The organism is Dyella sp., from assembly GCF_035685805.1.
Taxonomy (GTDB): Bacteria; Pseudomonadota; Gammaproteobacteria; order Xanthomonadales; family Rhodanobacteraceae; genus Dyella_A.
Genome location: NZ_DASSAB010000038.1, coordinates 80,960 through 102,677 on the forward strand (window position 1 = coordinate 80,960; position 21,718 = coordinate 102,677).

At 69.6% G+C, this 21,718-nt stretch carries 23 protein-coding genes; 9 read left to right on the forward strand and 14 right to left on the reverse strand.

What is annotated here, in order from left to right; translation table 11 throughout:
- Window positions 1-15 precede the first annotated feature (15 nt).
- On the forward strand, window positions 16-513 hold the full coding sequence (locus tag VFG40_RS10130) for a hypothetical protein (RefSeq protein ID WP_324897229.1): 498 nt from the start codon (window positions 16-18) through the stop codon (window positions 511-513).
- A 33-nt stretch (window positions 514-546) separates the two neighbouring features.
- On the opposite strand, the gene pcp is transcribed toward VFG40_RS10130, so the two are convergent.
- From pcp to VFG40_RS10175, 9 genes are all read right to left on the reverse strand, one after another.
- On the reverse strand, window positions 547-1,203 hold the full coding sequence (pcp, locus tag VFG40_RS10135) for a pyroglutamyl-peptidase I (RefSeq protein ID WP_324897230.1): 657 nt from the start codon (window positions 1,201-1,203) through the stop codon (window positions 547-549).
- A 19-nt stretch (window positions 1,204-1,222) separates the two neighbouring features.
- Window positions 1,223-2,191, reverse strand: coding sequence for a 5-oxoproline transporter, DUF979 family subunit (locus tag VFG40_RS10140; protein ID WP_324897231.1), 969 nt, complete (start codon window positions 2,189-2,191; stop codon window positions 1,223-1,225).
- A gap of 3 nt (window positions 2,192-2,194) precedes the next feature.
- The gene (locus tag VFG40_RS10145; protein WP_324897232.1) at window positions 2,195-2,881 is read right to left on the reverse strand and encodes a 5-oxoproline transporter, DUF969 family subunit; all 687 of its coding nucleotides are present in this window, start codon (window positions 2,879-2,881) and stop codon (window positions 2,195-2,197) included.
- A gap of 22 nt (window positions 2,882-2,903) precedes the next feature.
- Window positions 2,904-3,668, reverse strand: a complete 765-nt coding sequence (locus tag VFG40_RS10150; RefSeq protein WP_324897233.1) for a LamB/YcsF family protein — start codon at window positions 3,666-3,668, stop codon at window positions 2,904-2,906.
- A 1-nt stretch (window position 3,669) separates the two neighbouring features.
- Window positions 3,670-4,644, reverse strand: a complete 975-nt coding sequence (locus VFG40_RS10155; protein ID WP_324897234.1) for a 5-oxoprolinase subunit C family protein — start codon at window positions 4,642-4,644, stop codon at window positions 3,670-3,672.
- The gene (gene pxpB, locus VFG40_RS10160; RefSeq protein WP_324897235.1) at window positions 4,641-5,345 is read right to left on the reverse strand and encodes a 5-oxoprolinase subunit PxpB; all 705 of its coding nucleotides are present in this window, start codon (window positions 5,343-5,345) and stop codon (window positions 4,641-4,643) included. The genes VFG40_RS10155 and pxpB overlap by 4 nt, the downstream gene beginning before the upstream one ends.
- Before the next feature lie 6 nt (window positions 5,346-5,351).
- Window positions 5,352-5,771, reverse strand: a complete 420-nt coding sequence (locus tag VFG40_RS10165; RefSeq protein ID WP_324897236.1) for an HIT domain-containing protein — start codon at window positions 5,769-5,771, stop codon at window positions 5,352-5,354.
- A complete protein-coding gene (locus VFG40_RS10170; RefSeq protein WP_324897237.1) occupies window positions 5,768-6,442 on the reverse strand; it encodes a dienelactone hydrolase family protein in 675 nt (224 codons plus the stop codon). Before VFG40_RS10170 ends, VFG40_RS10165 begins: the two co-directional genes overlap by 4 nt.
- Before the next feature lie 89 nt (window positions 6,443-6,531).
- The gene (locus tag VFG40_RS10175) at window positions 6,532-7,191 is read right to left on the reverse strand and encodes a dienelactone hydrolase family protein (RefSeq protein ID WP_324897238.1); all 660 of its coding nucleotides are present in this window, start codon (window positions 7,189-7,191) and stop codon (window positions 6,532-6,534) included.
- 177 nt (window positions 7,192-7,368) lie between these two features.
- On the opposite strand from VFG40_RS10175, the gene rimO reads away from it, so the two are divergent.
- The 3 genes from rimO to VFG40_RS10190 all read left to right on the forward strand — a co-directional run bounded on the left by rimO (window position 7,369) and on the right by VFG40_RS10190 (window position 10,506).
- Window positions 7,369-8,712, forward strand: a complete 1,344-nt coding sequence (gene rimO, locus VFG40_RS10180; protein WP_324897239.1) for a 30S ribosomal protein S12 methylthiotransferase RimO — start codon at window positions 7,369-7,371, stop codon at window positions 8,710-8,712.
- The gene (locus VFG40_RS10185) at window positions 8,709-9,521 is read left to right on the forward strand and encodes a DUF3025 domain-containing protein (RefSeq protein WP_324897240.1); all 813 of its coding nucleotides are present in this window, start codon (window positions 8,709-8,711) and stop codon (window positions 9,519-9,521) included. The genes rimO and VFG40_RS10185 overlap by 4 nt, the downstream gene beginning before the upstream one ends.
- Window positions 9,522-9,669: 148 nt before the next feature.
- Window positions 9,670-10,506 (forward strand): sulfotransferase domain-containing protein, encoded by an 837-nt coding sequence (locus VFG40_RS10190; protein WP_324897241.1) that lies wholly within the window; start codon window positions 9,670-9,672, stop codon window positions 10,504-10,506.
- A gap of 228 nt (window positions 10,507-10,734) precedes the next feature.
- On the opposite strand, the gene greB is transcribed toward VFG40_RS10190, so the two are convergent.
- From greB to VFG40_RS10205, 3 genes are all read right to left on the reverse strand, one after another.
- Window positions 10,735-11,235, reverse strand: a complete 501-nt coding sequence (gene greB / locus VFG40_RS10195) for a transcription elongation factor GreB (RefSeq protein ID WP_324897242.1) — start codon at window positions 11,233-11,235, stop codon at window positions 10,735-10,737.
- A gap of 90 nt (window positions 11,236-11,325) precedes the next feature.
- Window positions 11,326-12,600, reverse strand: a complete 1,275-nt coding sequence (locus VFG40_RS10200) for a hypothetical protein (protein ID WP_324897243.1) — start codon at window positions 12,598-12,600, stop codon at window positions 11,326-11,328.
- Window positions 12,597-14,099: a helicase HerA-like domain-containing protein gene (locus VFG40_RS10205; RefSeq protein WP_324897244.1), complete on the reverse strand. Its 1,503-nt coding sequence runs from the start codon at window positions 14,097-14,099 to the stop codon at window positions 12,597-12,599. The genes VFG40_RS10200 and VFG40_RS10205 overlap by 4 nt, the downstream gene beginning before the upstream one ends.
- A gap of 142 nt (window positions 14,100-14,241) precedes the next feature.
- Between VFG40_RS10205 and VFG40_RS10210 the strand changes: the two genes are divergently transcribed.
- Window positions 14,242-15,708, forward strand: coding sequence for a transglycosylase SLT domain-containing protein (locus VFG40_RS10210; RefSeq protein WP_324897245.1), 1,467 nt, complete (start codon window positions 14,242-14,244; stop codon window positions 15,706-15,708).
- A gap of 31 nt (window positions 15,709-15,739) precedes the next feature.
- Here VFG40_RS10210 and VFG40_RS10215 read toward each other — a convergent pair whose 3' ends face one another.
- A complete protein-coding gene (locus VFG40_RS10215; RefSeq protein WP_324897246.1) occupies window positions 15,740-16,183 on the reverse strand; it encodes a hypothetical protein in 444 nt (147 codons plus the stop codon).
- A gap of 136 nt (window positions 16,184-16,319) precedes the next feature.
- A complete protein-coding gene (gene asd / locus VFG40_RS10220; RefSeq protein WP_324897247.1) occupies window positions 16,320-17,156 on the reverse strand; it encodes an archaetidylserine decarboxylase in 837 nt (278 codons plus the stop codon).
- Window positions 17,157-17,398: 242 nt separating this feature from the next.
- On the opposite strand from asd, the gene prmB reads away from it, so the two are divergent.
- The 4 genes from prmB (at window position 17,399) to VFG40_RS10240 (ending at window position 21,718) form a co-directional block, all read left to right on the forward strand.
- Window positions 17,399-18,319, forward strand: a complete 921-nt coding sequence (prmB, locus tag VFG40_RS10225) for a 50S ribosomal protein L3 N(5)-glutamine methyltransferase (protein ID WP_324897248.1) — start codon at window positions 17,399-17,401, stop codon at window positions 18,317-18,319.
- Window positions 18,320-18,421: 102 nt separating this feature from the next.
- On the forward strand, window positions 18,422-19,510 hold the full coding sequence (gene aroC, locus VFG40_RS10230; protein WP_324897249.1) for a chorismate synthase: 1,089 nt from the start codon (window positions 18,422-18,424) through the stop codon (window positions 19,508-19,510).
- Between the two features lie 36 nt (window positions 19,511-19,546).
- On the forward strand, window positions 19,547-20,566 hold the full coding sequence (locus VFG40_RS10235) for a 2-hydroxyacid dehydrogenase (RefSeq protein ID WP_324897250.1): 1,020 nt from the start codon (window positions 19,547-19,549) through the stop codon (window positions 20,564-20,566).
- 123 nt (window positions 20,567-20,689) lie between these two features.
- Window positions 20,690-21,718: an aspartate-semialdehyde dehydrogenase gene (locus tag VFG40_RS10240; protein ID WP_324897251.1), complete on the forward strand. Its 1,029-nt coding sequence runs from the start codon at window positions 20,690-20,692 to the stop codon at window positions 21,716-21,718.

The following is a 21,718-nucleotide window of genomic DNA, read 5'->3' on the forward strand; positions in this document are numbered from 1 at the left end:
CTGCAGGAGACTCCCATGAACCGTCTTTCCACCTTTACCGGCCGCCTGCTCGTGGCCGCTGCGCTGGCCGGCACGCTCGTGCTCGCCGGTTGCCATCGCGGTGCCACCAAGGAAGACGTCGCGGCGCTCCAGGCCAAGGGCCAGTTCGACACCACCATCGAGGCCTACAAGGGCGGCCAGTTCCTGGTCGACGGCGGTGTGCTGTCGGCGCTCGATACCGGCAGCCATTTCGCCTACCTGAAGGACGCCGGCAAGCTGCCCAAGACCGTACTGCTCGCACCCAGCGACGAGTCCAAGGTGCGCAAGGCGCACCTGCAGTACATGGCGCGCATCGCGCTCGACTATGGCGTGGTGGTGTATTACGACGACGATGGCGAGCTGAAGCAGATCAACCCGCAGGAGACCAAGGCCCGCGCGCTGGAGGACTACCACGCGCCGGCCAAGATGAGTCAGGAGCAGGAGAGCAAGAGTGCGGCCGGCAGTTCCATCGAAGACAGGTCGCGCGGCTACTGACCAACATGCGTTGACCGCCCCCGGTGCGACGGCCTAGCTGATCGTGCCGGCGGCAGCGCGGATGTCCGTGCCGGTCGACGCGGCGACGCGCAGGGCAATCGCCAGGCCGCGCGTCACCTCTTCCAGCGCCATGCTTGGCGCATGCGGATGCCTGACTGCCTGATCCGGCAGCAGCGGTATGTGGATGAATCCGCTGCGCACGCCGCGCTGACGGGCGGTGACGTGCGCCAGCGCGTAGGCCACGTGATTGCAAACATAGGTGCCGGCGGTGTTGGAGATCTCCGCGGGAACGCCCGCCGCCTGCAGCGCAATGAGCATGGCCTTGATCGGCAGGGTGGAGAAGTAGGCCGCGGGACCACCCGGCACCACCGGTACGTCGATCGGCTGCGCGCCGGCGTTGTCGGCGATCCGCGCGTCATCGACGTTTATGGCCACCCGCTCGATCGACAGTCGGCTGCGGCCGCCGGCTTGGCCCACGCCGATCACGATCGCTGGCCGCACCTCGCGCAGCGCCGCTTTCAGCACCACCAGCGAACGGGCAAATTCGGTCGGCAGCTGTCGCGCCACCACCCGGTGTCCGCCCAGCCGCTTGCCGTGCAGGGCGCGCGCCGCCTCCCATGAGGGGTTGAGGTTTTCCCCGCCGAACGGGTCGAAACCGGTCAGCAGGATGCGGGGAAGGGTGGTGGCCATGGGCGGTTCGCCTCCTCGGTTACCGGAATACCAGCAGCATCATCAGGGCCAGATTGACCGCGAACAGCAGCACGGCCGTCCACACCTGTGCGCGGATCACGCCGTAGGGCGAGCGCAGCTCCAGCAGTGCGGCCGGCACCAGGTTGAAGTTGGCGGCCATCGGCGTCAGCAGCGTGCCGCAGTAGCCGCACAACATGCCCAGCGCACCGAGCACGGCCGGGTTCGCGCCATAGCGCTGCACCAGCAGGGGCAGGCCGATGCCGGCCGTCATCACCGGAAATGCGGCAAACGCATTGCCCATGATCACGGTGAACAGCACCATGCCCAGCGCGTACGCCAGCAGGCAGGCCACGGCGCTGCCGGCCGGTAGCCAGTCGGTGGTGAGCTGGGCGATCGCCTCGCCCACGCCGCTGCGGGTGAACACCTGGCCCAGCGCGGCCAGCAGTACCGGCAACAGCGCCGCCCAACCCATGGTGTCGAGCAGGCGGCGTCCTTCGGCAAGTCCGTGTGACGGTGCCTGACCCGTGACCGCGCTGGCGGCGCCGAGCGCCAGCAGGCAGGCCAGCGCCAGCCCGGTCAGGGTCATCTGGGCGGGATCGAACAGTCGCAGTCCGTGCCACTGGAGTTGATCGCCGCCCAGCGCCACCGCCACAGTCACGATCGGGATCAGCAGCGCAGGCAACAGCAGCCGATGCCCCAGTCGCTGCGCCCAGGCCTGCCGCTGCGCCGGCGTACTCTGTTCCGCCGGGCGGCGCTGGCCGAGCCGGGGCGCGATCAGCGCCAGCGCAATCACTGCCGCGCCGGCGATCTGCGCGGGCAAGGGGTGTCCGGCGTGCGCGGCGCGCAGCACGGCGCCGCCGCTGCCGAACAGCGCGGCCAGGATCAGCCAGAACGCGCCGCGCCACCGCTCGCGCTCGCGCAGGTTGCGCCAGCCGGTGTAGGCCATGAACACCGCCAGCAGCAGGTGGGCCTGCTCGATCTGCAGCACGGCTCAGTCCTCCGCCCGGGCGGCGCGTCGACGGCGCAGGCCACGCTGGTACAGCACGATCCGTGCGCTGTGGATCACGAATGCCGCGATCGCCGTGGGCAGCGCCCACAGCGCAATCGACAACGGCGTCAACGCGATCCCGTGCTGGTCGTAGAAGCCCTGGATCAGCAGCACCGCGCCCAGCGCGATGAAAACGTCTTCGCCGAAAAACAGTCCCACGTTGTCGGTGGCCGCAGCCAGCGCGCGAAGGCGGTCGCGCTCGTCTTCCGGCAGCGCCGGATCGATGCGTGCGGCAGCGGCTTCGGCCATTGGCGCGAGCAGCGGACGCACGGTCTGGGCGGGGCCGGCCACGCTCTGCAGGCCGATCATCGACAGCAGCTGGCGTCCCAGCAGGTAGCCGATCAGCAGTCGCGCCAGTGTCATGCCGCGCATCCGTGCCATCCATTGCTGGGCGTGCTCGCGCAGGCCGGCGCGCTCGAGCAGGCCGATCGCCGGCAGGGTGAGGATGATGATCAGCAGGATCCGGCTGGAGGCGAAGCTGGTACCGAGCAGGGCCAGCAGTTCCGGCACGCGCATGCCGGACAGCACGCCGCTGACCAGCGCCGCCACGACCACCACCAGCACCGGGTTGAAGCGCAGCACGAAGCCCAGCGCGATCACCGCGACGCCGAGCAGGGGCCAGTAGTTCATCGTGTGGAGCCCGGCTTCGCGTTCATGCCAGCGCGGGCGCGGCAATATGCAGGCCGGCCGCTTCCAGCGCGGCGCGCAGCCGGCGCGCGAACTCCACCGCGTGCGCGCCGTCGCCGTGCAGGCACAGCGTGTCGACCGTCAGTGCCACGCGCTGGCCGTCCACGGCGATGACCTCGCCGTGCTGCGCCATGCGCAGAGCCTGCGCGGTGGCGGCGTCGGCGTCGTCGATCACCGCATCGGGTTCGCGTCGCGGCTGCAGCGAGCCGTCGGCGCGGTAGCGGCGATCGGCGAAGGCTTCGGCGACGACGCGCAGCCCGGCGGCGCGACCGGCGTCCAGCAGCGCCGATCCGGCCAGCCCGAACAGCGCCAGCGCCGGATTGAACGCGCGCACGGCATCGGCGATCGCGTCGGCCAGCGCGCGGTCGCGCGCGGCCATGTTGTACAGCGCGCCGTGCGGCTTGACGTGCGCCACGGCGGTGCCGGCGGCATGGGCGAACGCGTGCAGCGCGCCGAGCTGGTACAGCGTCATGGCGTGCACCTCGGCGGGCGTTACCGCCATTTCGCGGCGGCCGAAGCCCTGCAGGTCGGGCAGCGACACGTGTGCGCCGATCGCCACGCCGCGCGGCGCGGCCAGCGCCACCGTGCGCTGCATGATCGCCGGGTCGCCGGCGTGGAAACCGCAGGCGACGTTGGCCGAACTGACCAGATCCAGCAGCGCGGCGTCCTCGCCCATGCGCCACGCGCCGAACGATTCGCCGAGGTCGCAATTGAGGTCGATGCGGTTCACGTCAGCAGGACTCCCCTCGGGCGATCACGCGCTGCACCAGGCGCTGCAGCTGCTGCTCGCGGTCGTGCTGGCGGTCCAGCGCCTGCGCCAGCGAAACGGCCTCGAAGCATACGGCATCGCCGGGCCGGCGCTGGGCGATGCGCGGCAGGTCCGCCGCGGCGATCTGGCCGATGCGCGGGTAGCCACCGGTCACCGGCGCCTCGGCCATCAGCACGATGGGTTGGCCGGACGGCGGCAATTGCACGGTGCCCGGCAGCACGGCGGCGGAGATCAGCTCCAGCGGGGCGCGCAGGTGCAGCGCGGGGCCATCGAGCCGGCTGCCGGTGCGGTTGCTCGAGGCGCTGACCCGGAAGCGCGCGCCGTGCAGCTGGTGGCGGGCGTCGTCGTCCAGCGCGTCGACGTGGCTGCCGGGCAGGAGGGCGATCGGCATCATGGCGAAATCGAACCACGACCGCGGATCCACGCCCCAGCGGCGCACGCTCACGCGAGAGATGGACGCTGCATCGAACGCCGCGCCGAGCGGCAGCACGTCGCCGGCGCGCAGCGCGCGTCCGCCGAGCGGGCCGATCCGCGCGTGCACGTCTTCGCTGCGGCTGCCGAGCACCGGCTCGGTGGCGATGCCCCCGCGCAGCGCCAGATAACTGCGACACCCCTGTCGCATGCCACCCAGCCGCAACGTGCTGCCGGCGGGCGCGTCCACCGCGGTCCACGGCGGCAGGGCGACGTTGTCAAGGCGGGCGTCGATGGGCGCGCCGGTGAGTGCGAGGCGGGTGGCGCGTTCGATCCGCAGCACCGGGCCGCGCAGGGCGATTTCCAGTGCGGCCTCGTCGCCGACGTTGCCGACCAGCGCGTTGCCGAGCCGCCAGGCCGGCCGGTCCATCGCGCCGGCGCGGCCCAGGCCGAGCGCGGCGTGGCCGGGGCGGCCGCCGTCCTGCACGGTGGTGAGCAGGCCCGCCTGCAGCACGCGCAGGCTCACGCCGCGCGCTCCTGCAGCGCATCGAAGCGCGCGGCATCGATGGCCTCGAAGCGCACCCGGTCGCCGGGTTGCAGCCACGACGGCACAATGGCGCGCATGTCGAACAGGCCCAGCGGCGTGCGGCCGATGAGCTGCCAGCCGCCGGGCAGTGCTTCGGGGTAGATGCCGGTCTGCGCGCCGCCGACGGCGACGCTGCCGGCCGGCACCCGCGCGCGCGGATCGGCGCGTCGCGGCACCGCCAGCCGCGGATCGAGCCCCAGCAGATAGGGGAAGCCGGGCGCGAACCCCAGCATCGCCACCCGATAGCGGCCGCCCGCATGACGCGCGATGACCTCGGCCTCGCTCAGCCCGGCGTGCTGCGCCACCGCGGCAAGATCCGGCCCGTGTGCGCCGCCGTAAAGCACCGGGATCACCCGCTCGCGTGCAGGCGCATCGGCGACATCAGCCGTGGCCAGCACCTCGGCCACCGCCGCGCGTACGCGCGCGTGCGGCATATCGGCGGCATTGCCGCGCCACGCACCCGGGTCGAAGCGCAGCAGCAGGCTGGCGTAGGCGGGCACGCATTCGAGCGACGGCACATGTAGCGCGATCGCTGCCGCGGCGGCCAGCACGCGGGCGCTGGTCGCCTCGTCGATGCTGTCGCCGAAGTGCAGCAGCAGCGCGTCCTCGGCCAGCGCCTCGTCGCGAAGCGGTGCGATCACCGCGCGTCAGTCCTGGTAACCGGCGAGCCGCCGGCGCAGCGCGGCCATCGTGGCCTCCAGCGCCGCCGCGTCGTACGGCTGCGCCGCGCCGCTGCCCCACACCGGGCCGGGCCACGCGGCATCGCCCGCCACGCGCGCCACGAGGTGCACGTGCAGCTGGCGCACGATATTGCCCAGCGCGCCGAGGTTGAGCTTGTCGCAGGGCGCCGCGTCACGCAGGGCCGCGCTGGCGAAGCGGATCTCGCGCCACAACCGGTCCTGGTCCGCGGCGTCGAGATCGTGGAGCTCGCTCATGCCGTCGCGCCGCGGCACCAGCAGCAGCCAGGCGAAGCGGGCGTCGTTCATCAGGCGCACGCCGCACAGCGGCAGCTCGATCACCGGCACCGAGTCGGCGGCAAGGCGGGGGTCGAGCACGAACCTGCTCATGCCGCACCGCCCAGTTCGCGGTCGAAGAAGTCCAGCGTGCGCTGCCAGGCCAGTTGCGCGCTGGGCGCGTGATAGGCGTGCGGATCGACGTCGCGGTTGAAGGCGTGGCCGGCGGGGTAGGTGTGCACAGTCATCTGCGGCAGTTTTTCGCGATGCAGCTGCACGGTTTCCGGCGGGATCGAGGGGTCGCTTTCGCCAAAGTGGAACAGCACGGGCGCCCGCGGTGCCTGGTCGAGAAAGGCCGCGTTGCGTGCGCCGTAATAGCTCACGGCGGGCAGTCCCAGCCGTTGCGCGGCGCGCAGCGCGACCGTGCCGCCCCAGCAGAAGCCGACCACCCCGATGCGCCCGGCCGAGGCGATCGCTTCGGCCGCGCTGGCGACATCCTCCAGCGCCCGGTCCAGCCCCAGCTCGGCCACCAGTTCACGCCCCTTCGCGACGCCGGCGTCGTCGTAACCCAGCTCCACCCCCGATTCCAGATGATCGAAGAAGCAGGGCGCCACGGCGGTATAGCCGGCCGCGGCGAGCCGGTCGGCCACTGCCCGCATGTGCGCATTGACGCCGAAGATCTCCTGCACCACTACCACGCCACCGCGCGGCGTGCCGTTGGCTTCGGCGAGGTAGCCACCGATGCAGTGCAGCCGGTTGGTGTTGAGATGAATCGAGTGGCCCATGAGTCCTGCTCAGCGACGGCGTGGGTGGCCAGTCTAGTGGCAGCGCCCCGGCATGCCGCCGAGGAGCCGGTGGGCGGCGGGCGAGCAGGTCAGCCCACGTGTTCGGCCAAGAAGGCGAGCGTCCGCTGCCAGGCCAACTGGGCGCTGCTGGCATCGTAGGTGCTCGAGTCGACATCGCGGTTGAAGGCGTGGCCGGCGTTGTAGAGATACAGCGGCGCGTCCGGGTTCGCCTCGGCGACCTTGGCGCGGTCTTCGGCGCTGATGTGCGTGTCCTTCTCGCCGTAATGGAACATCACCGGCGCCTTGGTCGGCCGGTCGACGAAGTGGGTATTGCCGCCGCCGTAGTAGCTCACGCCCGGCAGCCCGAGCTCGATCGCCGCCGCATAGGCGACCGTACCGCCCCAGCAGAAACCGACCGTGCCGACCTTGCCGGCGCCGGCCACGTGGGCGGCCGCCGCGGCAACATCCTGCAGCGGGCGCTCCATGCCCACCTTGCGCATGAGGGCGATGCCTTCGCGCATGCCATCCTCGCCGTAACCGAGCTTCACGCCGGGCTGCACCGAGTCGAACAGCGCCGGAGCGATGGCCGTATAGCCGGCTGCCGCGACGCGGTTGGCGATATCGCAAATGTGCCCGGTGACGCCGAAGATCTCCTGGATCACCACGATGCCGCCCTTGCTGGGGCCGGCCGGCTCGGAGACGTAGGCGTCGATCGCGGTGGCGCTCTGCAGCTTGATCATCTGACCCATGGTGAGGTTCCTCTGGTGGCTACGGGGAAGGGCGGTGGCGCCGGCGCGCTGACAGCGCGGGGCCACGGCAAGCCCGCAACCTTAACGCGGCACCCGTCAGCATCGCGTTAGTCCTCGCGGGCAGCCCCCGCGCAGGACCGCGGTACAATCGCCGGCTGATTCTTCCGGTCCCACGCCATGTCCACGCCCGCGTCCACGCAGAAAATCGGTTTCGTCAGCCTCGGTTGCCCCAAGGCGCTGGTCGACTCCGAGCGCATCCTCACCCAGCTCAAGGTCGAGGGCTACGAGATCGTGCCCAGCTACAACGCGGCCGACGCGGTGGTGGTGAACACCTGCGGCTTCATCGATTCGGCGGTGCAGGAGTCGCTGGACGCGATCGGCGAGGCGCTGCACGAGAACGGCAAGGTGATCGTCACTGGCTGCCTGGGCAAGCGCGAGGCGCTGATCCGCGAGGCCTACCCCGACGTGCTGTCGATCAGCGGTCCGCAGGACTACGCCAGCGTGATGAGTGCGGTGCACACGGCGCTGCCGCCGGCACGCAACAAGTTCCTGGATCTGGTGCCGGACACCGGCGTGAAGCTCACGCCCAAGCACTATGCGTATCTGAAGATTTCCGAAGGCTGCAACCACCGCTGCAGCTTCTGCATCATTCCGTCGATGCGCGGCGACCTGGTCTCGCGCCCGGTCGACGAAGTGCTGCGCGAGGCCGAGCGGCTGGTCAAGGGCGGCGTGAAGGAGCTTCTGGTGATCTCGCAGGACACCAGCGCCTACGGTGTCGACGTGAAGTACGCCGAGCACCTGTGGCGCGACAAGGCCTACCGCACGCGCATGACCGAGCTGTGCGAGGGCCTGTCCGAGCTGGGCGTGTGGACGCGGCTGCACTATGTCTACCCGTACCCGCACGTGGACGAGCTGATGCCGCTGATGGCAGCGGGCAAGATCCTTCCCTACCTGGACATCCCGTTCCAGCACGCAAGCCCGCGCATCCTCAAGCTGATGAAGCGCCCCGGCAACATCGACAAGACGCTGGAGCGCATCCGCAACTGGCGCAAGGTGGTGCCGGACCTCACCATCCGCAGCACCTTCATCGTCGGCTTCCCCGGCGAGACCGACGCCGAGTTCGAGGAGCTGCTGGACTTCCTGCGCGAGGCCGAGCTGGATCGGGTGGGCGCGTTCACCTACTCGCCGGTCGAGGGCGCCCGGGCCAACGAGTTGCCCGATCCGGTCTCCGAGGAGCTGAAGGAAGACCGCCTCGAGCAGTTCATGGCGGTGCAGGCGGAAATCTCCGCCGCCAAGCTGCAGCGCAAGGTCGGCCGCACGATCCAAGTGCTGGTCGACGAGGCGAATGCGGAGGGTGCGGTGGCGCGCTCGGCGGCAGACGCACCGGAGATCGACGGCACCGTGCTGATCGCCGACGGGCAGAAGCTCAAGCCCGGCCAGTTCGTGCAGGTGGTGGTGGAATCGGCCGGCGAGCACGACCTGCACGCGCGCCTGGCCCAGCCCGTGCTGCCGGTGGTGTGAAGCGGCAGCGCTACGCCGCCCCGGCGCGCGAGGCGGTCGATCCGGCCGTATTCGCAAAGCCGCCGCTGGCTGACTGGAGCGAGTACGACGCGCTGCTGCGCGGACCGCACTGGCCCGCGATCGATGCGCTCAACGCACTGCGCCACGATACGACGATGCCGCGCTTCGCCGCGCAGGATCACGCGCTGCTCGCCGACGGCCTGCACTACGAGCAGCGCATCGCCGAATGCGGGCTTATCGCCACCCGCGAACGCAACTGGCACGACCTGCTCAACGCGCTGGTATGGCTGCGCCATCCCACGCTGAAGGCCGCGCTGAATCGCCGCCAGGTGCAGGAGATCGCCCGCATGGGGCCGCGCCAGCGCTCGCGCCCGCAATACGCCATGACCCATTTCGACGAGGCCGGCGTGCTGGTGCGCCTGGCCGATCCGGCGCTGCTGGCGCTGTGGGATGCGCACGACTGGCACGGCCTGTTCTGGCGCGAGCGGGCGGCGTGGGTGGACGGGCGCATCGCGGTCACCGTGTTCGGCCATGCGCTGCTCGAACACGCCCTCACGCCAGGCAAGCTGCTGGTGGGCAAGGCGCTGGTGTGCGGAAGTGGTGTCGATGTCGCTTGGGACAGCCTCGCCGCGGCCACGGCGGCGCGCATCGCGCGTGGCCAGCTGTTGACCGACCCACTCGAACTACGCCCCTTGCCGCTGTCGGGCATTCCAGGATGGCACCGGGAAAACGGCGCGGAGGCTTTCCACCACGCCACGCCCTGCTACCAACCGCTACGCCCGGGCCGCCGTTATCCGCCGCCGTGGTGATGCCCGCATGGCGCCAGAAGACCCGCCATCTCATCGAGCACCGGTCGCAATCGACGCGCGCTCCCGTCGCGGCTGGTCGGCCCGGCCGTTCGCAACGCCTGCGCGGTGACTGCTAGGATCTGCGCCCCCTGTCACCGGCGAACGCACCATGGGCAACATCGTCTGGCTTGCCTCGTATCCCAAGTCCGGAAACACATGGCTGCGCGCCTTCCTCGCCAATTTCATCGCCAACCGGTCAGCGCCGGTACCGCTCAACGAGCTGTCTCTTTACGCCGAAGATGAGGCGAATCCGGATCTCTTCACCAGCTTGGGCGGACGACCCAGCAGTGGACTCGACATCGACGAGATTTCGGCGCTGCGTCCGCAAGTTCACGCGGAAATCGCGGCGCGCGCCGCGGGGACGTGTTTCGTCAAGACGCACAACATGGCGGGCAGCTTCAACGGCTATCCGCTCCACAATATGCAGGTGACCGCAGGAGCCATTTACGTGGTGCGCAATCCGCTCGATCTCGCGGTGAGCATGACGCATCACTTCGGCATCGGCGTGGACGAGGCGATCGAACGGCTGGGCGATGAGAATGTCGCCACCGCCAATGACGCTCGCTTCGTGAGCCAGATCCTCGGCTCCTGGTCGCTGCATGCAAGGAGCTGGGCGGACATCAAGCATGACCGCGTGCTGGTGATTCGCTATGAAGACATGATCGACAAGCCGCTCAAGGCTTTTCTGAAGGTCGCCAAGCTGGTGAGCGCGGGTGCGGATCGAGCGCGCGTCGACCGTGCCGTGCGCCATGCAGAGTTCCGCAGCCTGGCCACCCTCGAGAGGCAGCACGGATTCATCGAGGCATCGGACAAGGGGGCCCGCTTTTTCCGCAAGGGCCGCGTCAACGAATGGCGTTTGGCGCTCACGCGCGAACAGGCTCAGCGCGTGGTGGCAGCGCACCGGGAGCAGATGCAGCGCTTTGGCTACGTGCCGGCCGGGTTCTGATCGTTCGCGCGCAACCCGCCGGACTCGGGAGGTCCGACCGGCCGACAGGCTGCAGGCGAGTCGTGGTCGACCGTATGGGCTGGGATGCACCGTTCTCCTGGTCTGCCGTGGGCGCCCGCCCGCTCGACGGCAGCTATCCCCGTAAAGCGCCGCTGCCATGGATGGCGCCCTCTTCGGTGCCGCCGCAGCAGGCCTCAGCACGGCGCGCGTGCGGCGTTCCGTGCAAGCCTAGTCGTAGTTGATGGACACGATCGCGAACTGCATTTCGCCGCCGGGCAACTCAGCGGAAAACTCGTCATCCACGCGTTTTTTCAGCACTGCCCGGGCAAGTGGCGAGTCGATGCTTATCCAGCCTTTCCTAGCATCGGTTTCGTCGGGGCCGACGATGCGGTAGCGCACTGTCTCGCCGCTCTTGACCTGCTCCAGCTCGATCTCCGCGCCGAAGAACACGGTGCCGCGATCCGACGGCGCACCCTCGGCCACCTTCAGCGACGGGATCCGCTTGCTCAGGTAGCGAACGCGGCGGTCGATCTCGCCCAGCTGCTTTTTGCGATACGTGTACTCGGCGTTTTCCGAGCGGTCGCCCTCGGCTGCCGCGGCCGCCAGCGCGCGCACCACTTCCGGGCGCAGCGTGTGCCACAGGTGGTCCAGCTCCGCCTTCAGCCGATCGAAGCCGGCGCGCGTGATGATGGCGGTCGAGCGGGGGGCAGGCGGTCGCCAGCGAGTCATGCGGTATCCGGTCAGCGTCGGCGGGACGGCGATGGTAATGCGCGCGCGCGCCGTCGGGCGCAATGCAAGGTGCAGCTGCTGCTGTCTGGCTCAGCGCGCCGGCAGGGCGTCGGGGCCAAGGCGCCGAGCGGCCTCGCGCAGGTCCGCCTGCAGCGGATGCCCCGGCCACGCCTGCAGCAGGCGCCCGAGCGCGCGCGCCAGATCGTCGCGTTGTTCGTCGTGGAGATCGAGCAGGCCGGCGGCGAGCAGCGCGTAATGCGGGCCGTGGGGATCGGCGGGCCAGGTGGCGAGGTAGCCGCGGCATAGCCCGATGGCGGTGCGTCGCATGCCCAGGCGCGCAGCCAGGTCGGCCAGCTCGCCGCAGGTGCGCGGATCGTCCGGGATGAAGGCCGGATCCAGCGCGCAGCAGTCCTGCAGCATCCCCAGCGCCCGCCGCGACTCCCCGTGGGCGATCCAGGCCGCGATACGAATCTGCCCGTGCACCAGCAACGCCTCGCGCTGGTTCTGCGCGCGCAGCAGGTCGCGGTAGGCCTGGTGCAGCTCGTCCGGCGCCTCCCGGTCCTGCAGCCGTGGCACCAGCATGCGCAGCGCGGCAGGCGCATCGGTGCGCGCCAGCTCGTGCACGGCGGCCAGCAGTCGCTGGTCGGCGTTCAGCCCCAAGGCCTCGGCCAGTACCTCGGCCTCGGGCACCAGTCCGAACTGTTCGTGGCGGCGGTGGATCATGACGCCCATCAGATGGAAGCCGAGCACGATCAGGTAGCTGTAGGCGAATCCGAACAGCGGCAGCGATATCAGCCGCGGCAGACTGGCACTGACCAGCGATGCCAGCACGGCAAGCAGCCCTACCGCCACGTTGACGGCCACCGGCAGCAGATAGCTCCACCCGAACCGCCGGATGATCTCGCCCCAGTGCTGCGGGTTCAGCGCCTGCAGCAGGCCGCCGTCGAAGGCCAGCGCCATGTCGATGGCCGGCAGCACCAGCGCCGCCGCCAGCAGGGCGGGCCAGAACAGTGCCGGCGAGTAAAAGGTCATGGCAACGCAGAAAAGCGCCGCCAGCACGTGCACCACGGTCAGGCCCCAGGCGGCCCGATCGCTGTCGCCCAGCCCCACATCGGGCGGGTCGGCAAAACCGTTGGCGGTATGGAGCATGCACTCGGCGGCGTAGCGCCAGGTGGCGCCCCAGACCAGCAGGCTGCCGAGCAGGCCGAGGGTCAGCGGCAGCAGACCCACCCAGTGCACCAGCGCCAGTCCGACCAGGGTCGGCAGCGCGGCGCCGCGCAGCGGGTAGCGCAGCCCGAGGGCAAAGCGCTCGCGCAGTGGCGTACCCGGGTCGACCGCCGGGCGACGCGCGTGCCCGGCTTTCAACGCCGGCCGCCGAAGATGCCGCCAAGCACGCCGCGCAGGATCTGCCGGCCCAGCTGGGAACCGACCGTACGCACGGCTGACTTGCCCATCGCCTCGATCATGCCCTGGCGGCGCTTGGTGCCGAAAAGGGCGTCATGCACGGCGCCGCCCCAGGCCGACCCGGGCGTGCCGGCGGTGGAAGGCGCGCTGGTGGCGACCCGTTCCGCATCGGCGGCTTTTTCCTGCGCGCGGGCAGCAAGCTTCTCGGCCGCCGATTCACGGTTGATGGCGGTGTCGTACTTGCCGCCGACCGGCGAGCGCATCCGCACGACATGGCGCTCCTCGCTGGTGATTGCGCCGATACGGCAACACGGTGCGGTGACGAGCACCTGCTGCACCGGTGCCGGCACGCCGCCCGCCCCGAGCGTGGAGGCCAGGGCTTCGCCCACTGCCAGCCGGGTGATTGCCGTCACCACGTCGAGCTTCGGATTGACGACGAAGGTCTCGGCGGCGGCTTTCACCGCCTTCTGGTCGCGCGGGGTGAACGCGCGCAGCGCGTGCTGCACGCGGTTGCCGAGCTGGCCGAGGATCTCGCCGGGCACGTCGTCGGGGTTCTGCGAGCAGAAGTACACGCCCACGCCCTTGGAGCGGATCAGTCGCACGACCTGCTCCACGCGCTGGCGCAGCGCCGGCGGGCAGTCGTCGAACAGCAGGTGCGCCTCGTCGAAGAAGAACACCAGCTTGGGCTGGTCCAGATCACCCACTTCCGGCAGCTGCTCGAACAACTCCGACAGCAGCCACAGCAGGAAGGTCGAGTAGAGCCTGGGCTTCATGATCAGCTGATCGGCGGCCAGCACGTTTATGACGCCACGCCCGCTCATGTCCTGGCGCATCAGGTCGACGAGGTCCAGCGCCGGCTCGCCGAAGAACTGGTCGGCACCGTCCTGCTCCAGCTTGAGCAGGGCGCGCTGGATCGCCGCGATGCTTTGCGGGCTGATCAGGCCGTACTGGGCGGAGATCGTCTTGGCGTTTTCGCTGGCAAAGCCGAGCATGCTGCGCAGGTCGGCCAGGTCGAGCAGCAGCAGGCCCTGATCGTCGGCGACCTTGAACACCACTTCGAGCACGCCCTGCTGGGTGTCGTTGAGCTCCAGCACGCGGCCGAGCAGCGTGGGCCCCATCTCGCTGATGGTGGCGCGCACGGGGTGGCCGAGCTTGCCGTAGATATCCCAGAACACCACCGGGTTGGCTTGCGGCTTCCAGTCGGTGAGCCTGAGCCTGGCCAGCCGTGCCTTGAGCGTCTCCCCCGGCTCGCCGGCGGCCATCGCCAGGCCGGCCAGATCGCCTTTGGCGTCGGCCAGGAAACAGGGCACGCCGAGCCGTGAGAAGCCCTCCGCCAGCACCATCAGCGAGACCGACTTCCCGGTGCCGGTGGCGCCGGCGATCATGCCGTGGCGGTTGCCGTAGCGCGGATCGAGGCTAACCCGGACGTCATCGTTGCAGCCGATCAGGATGTCGCTCATGCGCTGGTGTCTCCCCGTGAGTTCGCCGATTCTACCCAGCCACGAGACGGGGCAGCGCGCTGCAGCCTGTAATGCCGCGGCGCGATTGAGTCCGCCTGCGCTGCCGGCTATGGTGGGGGTTTACCTGCTCCCGAAGTCCCCCATGTCGTCGTTCTCCCCGCGTTCCGTCTGTCGCCCGCTGCTGCTCGTGTCCCTGGCCGCTCTTGGCGGCTGTGCCTCCTCGCCAGGCAAGGGTCCGGCCGGCTCCTCGCTCAACGATCTTTATGCGCAGGTGGACAGCGCCAGCAAGGGCTACGAGGCCGCCCTGCGGCAGGCGCGCGAGGGGAACGAGCAGGCGTCGCAGAAGACCCTGTCGGCGGCGCTGGACCAGCTCAAGCGTGCGTCGGCCCGCTGCGACAGCACGCCGGGTTGCGAGCCGCAGCGTTTCTACGCTGTGTTCGACCGCCTGCTGCGGCTGAAGGACGGCAGCGCGATCGGCGACGAGGGTCTGGAGACCGCCGGCGAGACCACCTCGCCCGACGGCGGCGCCAACACCGGCGCCGCCAGCCTGCCGCAGGCGCAGCGCAGCGTGACGCTGCTGCACGGCCAGAAGCTGTCTGAGCTGATCGCGATGAACGGCCCGGTGAAGGCGGCGCTGGAGATGTGGCTGACCCAGTGGCGGCCGAACCTGATGGACGCGTGGGTGAACTACCAGTACATGCGCTTCGAGATGTGGCCGCAGTACGAGAAGGCCGATCTGCCCGAGGCCGTGCTGTTCGGCATCATGGCCAAGGAGTCCGGTGGCAAGGTGCACGCCGTGTCGCGCTCGGGCGCCGCCGGGCCGCTGCAATTCATGTATGCCACCGGCCTGCGCTTCGGGCTGAGCAGCGACAGCGGTTTCGACACACGCTTCGATCCGGGTCAGTCGGCACGCGCCAACGCCGCCTACCTGAACGAGCAGCTGCGCGTGTTCAACGACAACCTCGAGCTCAGCCTGGCCGCCTACAACGGCGGCGAGGGGCGCATGCGCCGGCTTGCAGGGGATCGCCCCGAGGTGAGTTTCTACGACCCGTCGGTGTACGACGAGCTGTCGCAGGAGACGCGCGACTACGTGCCGTCCGTGCTGGCGGCCGCGTGGCTGTTCCTGCATCCGGAGAGTTACAACCTGCGGTTCCCCAAGGTGGACGGTCGTCCCGGGCAGGTCACGCTCAAGCGCCCTGCGTCGATCTCCGAGCTCACCGTGTGCCTGGGCAGCGCGGGTGACATGAGTGACGGCTGGTTCCGCACCTTGCGCAACCTCAATCCGCGGCTCAATCCGGAAGAGGCCCAGCCGGTCGGCGCCACAATCAAGCTGCCCCAGCCGCTCGAGTCGGCCTACGCCTCTCGCTGTGCGGACGGTCCGTGGCCGATTCTTGCCAGCGACCTGCACCATGCAGCCGTGCCCGCGCCGCCGCCGGCGCGGTCCACCCCCGTGGGTGATCGCGTCTACAAGGTGCGGGGTGGAGATACGCTGATCAGCATCGTGCGCAAGCTGCGCTGCTCCAGCGTGGAGGAGATTGCCCGGACCAATCGGCTGCGCCGCCACGAGATTCGCGTAGGGCAGGTACTCAAGGTGCCGGACTGCGGCTGAGCCAGCGGCAGGCGTGCCGTTGGCCGGGAGCTCAGGCTGCGGCCGACTCGTTCATCCAGCTGTCGGCGGTGGTCGCGCCACCTTCGCGGCGCACTTCCTTGAGTTCGCGCAACTGGCGCATGACCTGGCGGTAGACATTCTGCAGTCCACCCTGCCGTGCGTCCTTGGTCTCGTGGTAAGCCACGGCCAACCACAGGGCGATGCCGCGGATTGCCACCTCGACATTCTCCGAGCGCGCGCGCACGTAGCCGATTTCGGTGCCCTGGCCCCACGGCAGATAGCGCTCTTCCGGCGGGGTGCCGTAAAGATGCGGGAAATCGCAGCGGGTGGCCTGGCCGATCTCGCGCAGCGTCAGCGTGCTCAGGCGTGTCTTGTTCTGGCGGGACAGGGCCTGGATGCTGCCCTGGATGTCACGCAACTGCCGGCTCAGCTGGCGGGCACGATTGATGGCGATGAGCTGGGTCAAGAGGCGCATGGACGATCCCTGGCTTGGAGCGGCAGCGCATTGGGCGCTGGCGGCGAGCATACCTGAGCCAGCGGCACATTTGCACCACGTGCGTCACAAGGTGACTCGCGACGTCAGCGCAACAAGGTCGGGGTGACGCAGCGCGTCACATCTGCCCGAGCCGCTGGCCGACCTTGATCGGCTGCTGCGGGGTCAGCGGGTCCAGCGGCGCGCCGGTGTCGGGCAGCAGCAGGATCACCGTGGAGCCCATGTTGAAGCGGCCCATCTCGGCGAACCGTTCCAGCCGGATGTTCCGTCCCGCAAACGACTTGCGACGGATCCCCGGCGCGTAGGGCGGGATCACCAGCCCGTCCCAGACGATCGACACCGACGACACCAGGATGGCGCCGACCAGCACCACTGCGAACGGCCCGTGCTCACCCTCGAAGTGGCATACCAGGCGCTCGTTGCGCGCGAACAGGCGGGGGATCGCCTCCACCGCAAACGGGGCGACGCTGAAGATGCGTCCCGGCACGTGCACCGTCTCGGTCAGGGTGCCGCTCAGGGGCATGTGCACGCGGTGATAGTCGCGCGGCGACAGGTACACGGTGACGAACCGGCCATTGCGGTACGGGGCGGCGGCCGACTCGTCACCCAGCAGCTCCGCCGCGGTGTACGACTGGCCCTTGGCCTGGAAGATGCGCCCGTCGGCGATCGCGCCGGACTGGCTGATGCGCCCGTCGGCGGGGCTCAGCACGGACGACGGATCGGCATCCGCCTGTCGCGCGCCCGGCTTCAGCACGCGGGTAAAGAAGGCGTTGAAGTGCTCGTAGGCCCGCGGGTCCGGCTGCGCCGCCTCGGCCATGTCGACCTGGTAATTGCGCACGATCGTGCCGATCAGCCAGTTCTTCCACGGCCCGAATCTCCAGCGCGTGGCCCAGTAAACCAGCCGCGACAGCGCCCGGTGCGGAAGGATGTATTGCAGGAAGACTTTGAGATTCATCGAGGCAGTATAAGGCGCGAACCGCAAGCCCTCGACGGCGCGCCGGAGCAACCGTCGCTACCGCGTCAGCGGCCGGTCGCAGCCCCCGCACATCGGACGCCGGTACACGGGTTTCCAGCGCCCGGCCTCGGTGCTCGAGGCCTCGCCGGAGTCGGGCGGCTGCGTGGCGGCTCACGGGCGGACGCGAACGAGCGGGAGCGCGGCTTATAATCGGCGGCCAACCTGCCGCCCTCCGGATCGCCGTGACCGCCGAACTGTCCACCATCATCGACTTCATCCGCTATGGCGCCAGCCGCTTTTCGGCTGCCGGGCTGACCTTTGGCCACAGCCACGACAACCCGATCGACGAGGCGACGCATCTGGTGCTGGCGGCGTTGCACCTTCCGCCGGATCTGCCGCCGGCCTACGGTACGGGTGCGCTCGTGGCCGAGGAGCGTGAGCGCGTGCTGGGGCTGATCGAACGCCGCGTCAGCGAGCGTGTGCCGGTGGCCTACCTGGTGGGCGAAACCTGGTTCGCGGGCCTGAAGTTCAAGAGCGACCGCCGCGCGCTGGTGCCGCGTTCGCCGATCGCCGAGCTGATCGAGTCGGGCTTTGCGCCCTGGCTGGACCACCGCCACGTGGAGCGCGCGCTGGACGTGTGCACCGGCTCGGGCTGCATCGGCATTGCGATGGCCGAGTACAACCCGGACTGGCAGGTGGACATCGTGGACATCAGCCCCGAGGCGCTGTCGCTGGCGCGCGAGAACATCGTGTTCCAGCACGTGGAGGGCCGGGTGGAGGCGATCGAGTCCGACCTGTTTGCCGGCGTGCAAGGGCGACGCTACGACCTGATCGTGTCGAACCCGCCCTACGTCACCGAGGACGAGTACGCGGCGATGCCGGGCGAATACCGCCACGAGCCCAAGCTGGGCCTGACCTCCGGCGTGGACGGGCTGGACCTGTGCCTGCGCATGCTCGACGAGGCGGCCGACTACCTGACCAAGGACGGTCTGCTGATCGTCGAGGTGGGCGAAAGCGAGCATGCGCTCAACGCGCTGCTGCCGGAGGTGCCGTTCGTGTGGATCGAGTTCAAGGTGGGCGCGATGGGCGTGTTCGCGCTCGAGCGCCGTGACCTGATCGAGCACGCCCATGCCATCCGCGCCGCGGCGCAGGCGCGTCGCTGAGCGCCGCGACGCGGCCGTCCACCGCCGCGGCTGTGGCAAGATGCAGTGCAGCATGAGGCCGGGCCGTCCGGCGTCAGTGCCCCTGTCGCGTCGGTAGATCCCGTGTCCAGCAACTCCTTCGGCAAGCTCTTCACCGTCACCACCTTCGGCGAAAGCCACGGGCCGGCCATCGGCTGCGTCATTGATGGCTGTCCCCCGGGATTGCCGCTCTCGGCACAGGAGTTCGAAGCCGATCTCGGTCGCCGCGCCACCGGTCGCACCCGTCACACCTCGCAGCGCCGCGAGGCCGACGAGCTGGAGATCCTGTCCGGCGTTTACGAAGGCCGCACCACCGGCACGCCGATCGCCCTGCTGATCCGCAACACCGACCAGCGCAGCAAGGACTACGGCGACATCGCCCGGACCTTCCGCCCCGGCCACGCCGATTACACCTACTGGCACAAGTACGGTATCCGCGATCCGCGCGGCGGCGGTCGTTCGTCGGCGCGCGAGACCACCATGCGCGTGGCGGCCGGCGTCATCGCCAAGAAGTGGCTGGCCGAGCGCCATGGCGTGCGGGTGCGCGGCTACCTGGCCCAGCTCGGCGAGATCGTGCCGGCGGCGTTCGACGTCGAGGCGATCGAGCAGAATCCGTTCTTCTGGCCCGACGCCGGCCAAGTGCCTGAGCTGGAGCGCTACATGGACGCGCTGCGCAAGTCGGGCGATTCGGTGGGCGCGCGCGTCAACGCGATCGCCGAGGGCGTGCCGCCGGGTTGGGGCGAGCCGATCTACGGCAAGCTCGACGGCGACCTCGCTGCCGCGATGATGTCGATCAACGCGGTCAAGGGCGTTGAGATCGGCGACGGGTTCGCCGCCGTCGCCCAGCGCGGCACCCAGCATCGCGATGAAATGCATTTGGACGGCTTTACGTCCAATCACGCCGGTGGCATTCTCGGCGGGATCAGTTCCGGCCAACCGGTCACCGTCTCGGTCGCATTCAAGCCCACCTCCAGCATCCTGATTCCGGGCCAGAGCGTGGATCTCGCCGGCGAGCCGGTGGAGGTGGTGACCAAGGGCCGACACGATCCCTGCGTCGGCATACGCGCCACGCCGATCGTCGAAGCGATGCTGGCGCTGGTGCTGATGGATCACGCGCTGCGCCATCGCGCGCAGTGCGGTGATGTCGGGCCGGTGCAGCCGCTGATCGGCTGAGCGGCGCGCGATCGATCCATCCCTGCAGGAACCGGCATGACCAAGCGGTACAAAGTGTGGGTGTCACGTCCGCTGTTCGCCGAGGCGCTGGCGCGACTGGACCAGCACGTCACGCTGGTTGCAGAGGCGACCGAGCGCCAGCACTCGCCGGCCCAGCTGCGCGAGCGGCTGGCCGACGTGGATGCGGCGATCATCGGCCTGTCCGATCGCGTCGATGCCGCCACGCTTGCCGGCAACGAGCGCCTGCGGGTGATCGCCAATCTGGCGGTGGGCTACAACAACCTCGACATCGACGCGCTCACCCGGGCCGGTGTGCTCGCCTGCAACACGCCCGATGTGCTCAACGAAACCACCGCCGACTACGCCTGGGCCTTGTTGCTGGCGGCGGCACGTCGGGTCGGCGCGGCCGAACGCTGGCTGCGGTCGGGGCAGTGGACCGGGACCATGCGCATCGACGACTGGCTCGGCGTGGACCTGCACGGCAGGACGCTGGGCATCCTCGGCATGGGGCGGATCGGCCAGGCCGTGGCGCGCCGCGCCGGCGGGTTCGACATGCGCGTGCTCTATCACAATCGCCACCGGCTGCCGGAGGTGACCGAGCGCCAGTGCGCTGCGCGCTGGGTGGATCAGCCCACGCTGCTGGCCGAGTCCGACCATCTGGTGCTGGCGTTGCCGTACACGCCCGGGAATCATCACATCATCGGTGCCGCCGAGCTGGCCCGCATGAAGCGCGGCAGCGTGCTGGTGAACATCGCGCGCGGCGGCCTGGTGGACGAGGCCGCACTGGCCGCCGCGTTGGCGGCGGGGCAGCTGGCGGCGGCGGGACTGGACGTGTACGAGGACGAGCCAGTGGTGCATCCGGCACTGCTGGCACTGGACCAGGTCGTGCTCAGTCCGCACCTGGGCAGCGCCAGTGCCGATACCCGCCGCAACATGGCGCACCTGGCGGTCGACAATGTGCTGGCGGGCCTCGGGCTAGGGTCGGCGGCGGGCGATCCACCCACACCGATCAATCCGCAGCTGCTGCACGCCCGGCCAGCGCCGGGCAAAGCGTGACCGCTTTCACGGTCGTGCAGATGGCTGGTTTGTGTTGAGCTCCGCCCGGGCTAGATTTCCGCTGATGCGGGAACGGCCAAGCCCCGGCGGCCTTTTTCAGTTCCCAGGCAGACAGACACGATCATGAGCAAGAAGAGCAGTTACAAGGTGGCGATGGTAGGAGCGACCGGCGCCGTGGGCGAAACCCTGCTGTCGATCCTGGCCGAACGCGATTTCCCGATCAGCGAGCTGGTGCCGCTGGCCAGCGAGCGCTCCGCGGGCGGGCAGGTGGAATTCGCGGGCAAGAAAATCACGGTGCAGAATCTGGCCGACTACGACTTCAGCGGCGTGGACATCGCGTTCTTTTCCGCCGGCGGTTCGGTCAGTCGCGAGCACGCGCCGCGTGCGGCGGCGGCCGGTGCGGTGGTGATCGACAACACCTCGGAGTTCCGCTACCAGGACGACATTCCGCTGGTGGTGAGCGAGGTGAACCCGCATGCCATTGCCGACTACACCGTCCGCGGCATCATTGCCAACCCGAACTGCTCGACCATGCAGATGCTGGTGGCACTGGCGCCGATCCATCGCGCGGTGGGCATCGAGCGGATCAACGTCGCCACCTATCAGTCGGTCTCCGGGGCCGGACGTTCGGGCATGGAGGAGCTGGGGCGGCAGACCGCCGCGCTGCTCAACTTCCAGGAAGCGGAGCCGGCCAAGTTTCCCAAGCAGATCGCCTTCAACGTGATTCCGCACATCGACGACTTCCAGCCCAACGGCTACACCAAGGAAGAGATGAAGATGGTGTGGGAGACGCGCAAGATCCTCGAAGACCCTTCGATCGCGGTCAATCCCACGGCGGTACGCGTGCCGGTGTTCTACGGCCATGCCGAGGCGGTGCACGTGGAGACGCGCGACAAGATCACCGCCGAACAGGCGCGCGAACTGCTGGAGCAGGCGCCCGGACTGGAGGTAATGGACGAGCGCAAGGCCGGCGGCTACCCCACGCCGGTGGGCGACGCGGCCGGCAAGGACGCGGTGCTGGTGGGCCGCATCCGCGAGGACATATCGCACGATCGGGGTCTGGACCTGTGGATCGTGGCGGACAACATCCGCAAGGGCGCGGCGCTCAACGCCGTGCAGATCGCCGAGTTGCTGATCGAGGACTACCTCTGA

Coding starts and splice junctions, on each gene's coding strand:
- VFG40_RS10130 (WP_324897229.1), top strand. CDS start 16: ATGAACCGTCTTTCCACCTTTACCGGCCGCCTGCTCGTGGCCGCTGCG.
- pcp (WP_324897230.1), bottom strand. CDS start 1,203: ATGGCCACCACCCTTCCCCGCATCCTGCTGACCGGTTTCGACCCGTTC.
- VFG40_RS10145 (WP_324897232.1), bottom strand. CDS start 2,881: ATGAACTACTGGCCCCTGCTCGGCGTCGCGGTGATCGCGCTGGGCTTC.
- VFG40_RS10165 (WP_324897236.1), bottom strand. CDS start 5,771: ATGAGCAGGTTCGTGCTCGACCCCCGCCTTGCCGCCGACTCGGTGCCG.
- VFG40_RS10170 (WP_324897237.1), bottom strand. CDS start 6,442: ATGGGCCACTCGATTCATCTCAACACCAACCGGCTGCACTGCATCGGT.
- VFG40_RS10175 (WP_324897238.1), bottom strand. CDS start 7,191: ATGGGTCAGATGATCAAGCTGCAGAGCGCCACCGCGATCGACGCCTAC.
- rimO (WP_324897239.1), top strand. CDS start 7,369: ATGTCCACGCCCGCGTCCACGCAGAAAATCGGTTTCGTCAGCCTCGGT.
- VFG40_RS10190 (WP_324897241.1), top strand. CDS start 9,670: ATGGGCAACATCGTCTGGCTTGCCTCGTATCCCAAGTCCGGAAACACA.
- greB (WP_324897242.1), bottom strand. CDS start 11,235: ATGACTCGCTGGCGACCGCCTGCCCCCCGCTCGACCGCCATCATCACG.
- VFG40_RS10205 (WP_324897244.1), bottom strand. CDS start 14,099: ATGAGCGACATCCTGATCGGCTGCAACGATGACGTCCGGGTTAGCCTC.
- VFG40_RS10210 (WP_324897245.1), top strand. CDS start 14,242: ATGTCGTCGTTCTCCCCGCGTTCCGTCTGTCGCCCGCTGCTGCTCGTG.
- VFG40_RS10215 (WP_324897246.1), bottom strand. CDS start 16,183: ATGCGCCTCTTGACCCAGCTCATCGCCATCAATCGTGCCCGCCAGCTG.
- asd (WP_324897247.1), bottom strand. CDS start 17,156: ATGAATCTCAAAGTCTTCCTGCAATACATCCTTCCGCACCGGGCGCTG.
- VFG40_RS10235 (WP_324897250.1), top strand. CDS start 19,547: ATGACCAAGCGGTACAAAGTGTGGGTGTCACGTCCGCTGTTCGCCGAG.
- VFG40_RS10240 (WP_324897251.1), top strand. CDS start 20,690: ATGAGCAAGAAGAGCAGTTACAAGGTGGCGATGGTAGGAGCGACCGGC.